This window comes from Candidatus Polarisedimenticolaceae bacterium (genome assembly GCA_036376135.1).
GTDB lineage: Bacteria > Acidobacteriota > Polarisedimenticolia > Polarisedimenticolales > DASRJG01 > DASVAW01.
On the sequence record DASVAW010000142.1, the window covers coordinates 1 to 4,822 of the forward strand.

The 4,822-nt window shown below is 72.2% G+C and carries 6 protein-coding genes; 1 reads left to right on the plus strand and 5 read right to left on the minus strand.

Annotated elements, in window-relative coordinates; genetic code table 11:
- Positions 1 to 459, minus strand: a 459-nt coding sequence (locus VF139_14915; protein ID HEX6852685.1) for a hypothetical protein, incomplete at its 3' end; no start/stop codon positions are given.
- Between the two features lie 90 nt (positions 460 to 549).
- Between VF139_14915 and VF139_14920 the strand changes: the two genes are divergently transcribed.
- Positions 550 to 1,998 (plus strand): tetratricopeptide repeat protein, encoded by a 1,449-nt coding sequence (locus VF139_14920; GenBank protein HEX6852686.1) that lies wholly within the window; start codon positions 550 to 552, stop codon positions 1,996 to 1,998.
- On the opposite strand, the gene VF139_14925 is transcribed toward VF139_14920, so the two are convergent.
- The 4 genes from VF139_14925 to VF139_14940 form a co-directional block, all read right to left on the minus strand.
- Positions 1,973 to 3,454, minus strand: a complete 1,482-nt coding sequence (locus VF139_14925; protein HEX6852687.1) for a DUF4097 family beta strand repeat-containing protein — start codon at positions 3,452 to 3,454, stop codon at positions 1,973 to 1,975. The two genes, VF139_14920 and VF139_14925, sit on opposite strands and share 26 nt — an antisense overlap.
- Positions 3,451 to 4,137, minus strand: coding sequence for a ribonuclease III (rnc, locus tag VF139_14930; GenBank protein HEX6852688.1), 687 nt, complete (start codon positions 4,135 to 4,137; stop codon positions 3,451 to 3,453). Before rnc ends, VF139_14925 begins: the two co-directional genes overlap by 4 nt.
- A complete protein-coding gene (locus VF139_14935) occupies positions 4,134 to 4,652 on the minus strand; it encodes a hypothetical protein (protein ID HEX6852689.1) in 519 nt (172 codons plus the stop codon). The genes rnc and VF139_14935 overlap by 4 nt, the downstream gene beginning before the upstream one ends.
- A partial coding sequence (locus tag VF139_14940) for a hypothetical protein (protein ID HEX6852690.1) occupies positions 4,642 to 4,822 on the minus strand: 181 nt, incomplete at its 5' end. The genes VF139_14940 and VF139_14935, both read right to left, overlap by 11 nt.

Below are 4,822 nucleotides of genomic sequence, written 5' to 3' on the forward strand. Positions count from 1 at the left end.
GTCGGTGAATTCGCGAAGGGCGGCGTCGGCGCCGACGCTCGCCGCCCCCCAGTCGTCGACGATGGCGCGGTAGAGAGCCCAAAGGGCGGCGGCCCCGGTGATGTACCCCTCCATCGCCTGGCGGGCGAGGAAGTCGCCGTACGCACGGGAGACCGGGTGTACCGGATGGCGGTCGGCGCTGGTTCCCGAGACCAGGCGCCGCAGCCACTCCCCGACCTCGTGCGTCTCCGTGAGCAGGTCGAGCAGGCACGACCGCGCCTCGACCGGAGCCTTCGCGAGCACGAGGGCGTTCGCGACCAGGATCGCGTCGGCGAAATGCAGGCACTGCCGCACGAAACGCTCGATGTTCACCGGCGGAACGTGGCCGCCCTTGAGCGCCTCGAGGAAGGGATTATCGACCGACAGCCGCCACGTCTCTTCGTTGCGGCGGAGCAACAGCGCCGTGGTCAAGGTTTCCAAGATCACACCTCCTCAACCGACGGACCCCCCAAGATCATAGGTTACGGCGAGGAGGCGCTCGCGACCGGGGAATCTTGCTAGGCTTGCCCGGTGCCGCACGTCCGCCTCCTCGCCGCCGCCGTGCTCCTCGCCGTTCTCCCGTTTCTCGGCACGCTCGGCCACGGTTTCACGTTCGACGACGCCCTCAATCTCGCCAACCCCCTGGTCCGCGAGCACCGATTCGGCGCCCTGGCGACGAAACCGTTTCACGCCGGGGCCGACGTCCGGGTGGAGACCGGAGCCTGGCGTCCCCTGACGAGCGCCACCTTCGCCCTGAACCACGCGATCTCCCGGGAGCGCCCCCTCCTCTGGCATGCGACCAACGTCCTCCTCCACGCGGGGGCGACGGCGGCCCTGTTCCTGTTCGCCCTTACCCTGCTCGGCTCGCCGCCGGCCGCCTTCGTCGCCGCCGCCCTGTTCGCGGTGCACCCGGCCCACGCCGAGGTGGTGGCCAACGTGTCGAACCGGACGGAATCGCTCCACGCCCTCCTTTTTCTCTCGGCGCTGACCGCCTACCTGCGATGGCGGGAGGGGGCCCGCGGCGGGCTCGCCGCGCTCCCCTTGCTCGCCGCGGCCCTCCTCTCCAAGGAGACGGCGGTGACCTTCCTCGCGGTCGCGGCGGCGGTGGAGGGGTCGGGCCCGCGTCGGGGGGGGGCCGTGCGCCGACTCGGAGCGGTGGCGGCGGTGACCCTCGCCTATCTCCTCGCCCGCCGCCTCGTGCTCGGCTCCCTCGCGGCCTCCGCCGCCCGCGTCACCCTCTACGAAAACCCCGTCGTCGCCTCCTCGGGGCTCGATCGCGTCGCCACGGCGCTCGGGGTCTTCGCGCGCGGGGCGAAACTCCTCGTGTGGCCGCAACCCCTGACCCCCGACTACGGGTACGCCCACACCGTGCCGGGGTTCACCTGGGCGGCCCTCGCCGGGGGGTTGCTGCTCCTGGCGGGGATCGCCGCGCTCCTTCTCGCCGCGCGGCGCCGATCGTGGACCCTCGTTCCGCTCGCGATCCTCCTCGTCCCCTGGCTTCTCGTCTCGAACCTGGCCTTTCCGATCGGGACGATCTTCGGAGAGCGCCTGCTCTACCTCCCCACGGCGGGGTTCGTCCTGCTCGTCGCACACCGGCTGCGCATGCGCGCGGCGATCGGCGCGCTCCTGCTCGCCGGGGCCGCGTGGAGCGCCTGGGCCGCAGCAGCCTGGCGCGACGACTTCACGTTGTTCTCGCGCGCCGAGGCGGCCGCCCCCGACAGCGTGCGGGTCCTCGTGAACCTCGGCGGGGAGCTCGCGATGCGCGGCGACCTCCCGGGGGCCGAGCGACGCCTGCGCCGCGCGGTCGCGCTCGCCCCCGACCTCGCGGCGGCCCGCATCAACCTCGCAGCGGTCCTGCTGAGCCGGGGAGAAGTCGAGGAGGCGGCACGCGAGGCGCGCCGCGCCCTGGAGCTCGATCCGGGAAGCCCGGTCGCCCGAAGGCTCCTCGAGCGGGCTACGGCTGCGGCGACCCGTCCGTAGCGCCGCCCCCGAGGAGCTGGATGTCCCCGCCGGCGCGCACGTTCACCACCGGGCGCTGGGCGTTGCCGAACTGCCCCTCCGCGCGCGAGCCGTCGTCGGAGACGCGCACCCGCGGAAGGTCGGTCTCGATGCGGCCGTCGTCGCTTTGCGCCTCGACGCGGCAACCGGTCCCGGTCGCGGGGAACCGCACGGACACCGTCCCCTCGCCGTTCCGGATGTCGCTGTCGGCCTGGGGGATCGACGACCAGGAGACCTCGACCGACTGCGACTGCGCGTTCACCTTCACCGCGCCGGTGAGGTCGGTCAGCTTCACGACGCCGCCCCCCTCGGTCGTCAGCTCGACCTCGCCGTTGATCCGCGAGATCGTCACGTCCCCTCGGTCGCTCTCGACGGTGAGCTTCCCGCCGACGTTGTCGATCGTCACCTCGGAGGTCGTGGCGTACACGATCGTCTCCCCGCCGATGTCCGACAGCTTCACGACGAGGCCGTCCCCCTGGACGCGCGCCGGCCCCTCGTTCTTGGCGAGCTCGACGGTCGCATTGCGGGTGCGGGCCTCGACGAGCCCCTTGTTCCCCTCCCCGCGCACCGAGCCGCCGTAGATGTCGAAGTGGAGGTCGGCCTCCATCTCCTTGTAGGTGACGTCGGCGTCGGAGGAGACGGTGATGTCCCCCTTCGACTTCTCCATCGCGAGCGAGGCCCCCGTGATCTGGAACTCGCCCCCGCCGGCAAGCCCGGTGATGCGGACGGTCCCGCCGCTCGCCTTGACGGTCGCGCGCTCTTTGACCTGCGCGAGCTCCACCGCGGTCCCTTCGCTCGCGACGTCGATCGACGCCGCGCCGAGGACCTTGAGGGAGCCCCCGACGAGGTCGGCGCCGACGGAACCGGTCGTCCCCTGGAGGGTCGCCTGGATCTCGCGCCCGCGCAGCCGCACGTTCCCGCCGAGCGACCCGCCGACGATCGTCGCCCCCTCGGCGATCACCTCGAGGTCGGACTGCAGGCCGCGGGCGTCGAGGACGATTTGTTTCCCCTCGATCTCGATCCCTCCCCGCAGCCCCGAGAGGACGACCTTCCCTCCGCGGTCCATCTCCAGGCGCACGAACAGCTCGGGAGGGATCGACATCTGCAGGTCCCGCACGGTGCCGGGGGGCTCCCCGGGGGCGGGCTTGAGGACGAGGCTCGTCCCCGCATCGTACAGGGCGACCGGGAGCTCCTCGGTGGGGGCGGGCTTCCCGGTCTTGGGGGAGACCTTCCCTCCCGGCTTGCGACTGAGGAAGCGAAGCTCCCCGGGCTTGCCGAGCTGGAGGGAGACGGTCCCGAGCATCCCGGTGATCGCGATCTGGCGATCGCCGGTGACCGGCACGATCGCCGCCGACTCGACCGCCGTCGGGGCCGGCTCCTGGGCGGCGGCCCCCGCAAACGCCACGACGACCGCGAGCATCGTCCCGAAACGCTTCATGCCCACTCCCGGAGCGCCGATCGCGCGGCCTCCTGCTCGGCCCTTTTGCGGCTGGCTCCGGTCCCCTCCCCGAGCACGCGCCCGCCGACGACGACCTCGGCGGTGAACGACCTCGCGTGCGCCGGACCGGCCGTCCGGACGATACGGTAGGTCGGGGTGAGCCGCAATCGCGCCTGCACCGCCTCCTGGAGGCGCGTCTTGGCGTCGTCCCCGGTCTCCGGCCCCTTCCGGACCGACGCGACGCGCCCCTTCAGGTGGCGCCGCACGAACGCCCGCGCCGCGCGGATCCCGCCGTCGTGGTAGACCGCCGCGAGGACCGCCTCGAAGACGTCGGCGAGGAGCGAGGTCTTGTCGCGCCCGCCGGTCTCCTCCTCCCCGCGCCCGAGGCGAAGCTCCTCCCCGAGGCCCAGATCCCGCGCCGCCTGCGCGAGCGGCCCCGTGGAGACGATCGCCTGCTTGCGGCGCGTGAGCTCCCCTTCGTCGGCGTCGGGATGGGTCGCCATCAGCCAGTCGGCGACGAGGAACCCCAGCAGCGAGTCGCCGAGGAACTCGAGGCGCTCGTAGCTGCCTTCTCCCGTCGCCGCCTCGTGGGCCCGAGACCGGTGGGTCAGGGCGCGCTCGAGCAGTTGCGGGTCGCGAAACCGATGCCCGAGCTTGCGCTCGAGGGCCTCGCGGTCGCTCACCGCAGCGTCCCCGGAGGGAAGGCCACGCCGTCGGCCACCTTCACGAAGTGCTTCATCGGCCGGCCGTCTCCCGAATACGTCTGTCCCTGACGCTCGCGGGTGTAGGCGGTCATGCGCAGCCCGTCGGGGTCGAGGACGAACTCGTCGACGATCCTGTGGGTGAAGGCGGTCGGCTTCTCGCGGGTCTCGACCGCCTCGACGACGAGGTGCCCCGTCTCCGGGTCGATGGCGGCCTTGTGGCGGAAGGTCGCGACGCGCTCCCCTTTCAGGAGCTCCACGCAGTCGCCGTTCCACTCGCAGTCGACGACCAGCGCGACTTTCCCCCGCTCGTCGTACGAGACCTTGTTCCAGCGGAACTTGTACCCGCCCGTATCGTGCAGGATCGCGATCACCGACGCCGCACGGTCATTCGATCGCGTCCATGTCCCCGTGTACCCCGTGTTGGAGGGGGCGGACGGCGCGGAACAGGAGGCGGCGAGCGCGAGGATCGCGGCCAGGAGGACGCTAACCCGCACGGCGACGCCTCGGCTTCTCGACCGCCGCGATCGTCGCGCGCAGCAGGTCGTTGACCCGCTTGGAGTCGCGAAACACCTTCGCGACGTCCGGGTCCAGGATGATCACCACCGCGTCGCGGCTCACGCGTCCCGCGAAGCGGTTGGGTTTCGCCTTGGAGTAGTCGAGGCGG

Excerpts from the sequence above, each read along its gene's own strand:
- VF139_14925 (HEX6852687.1), bottom strand. The coding sequence starts at position 3,454 with ATGAAGCGTTTCGGGACGATGCTCGCGGTCGTCGTGGCGTTTGCGGGG.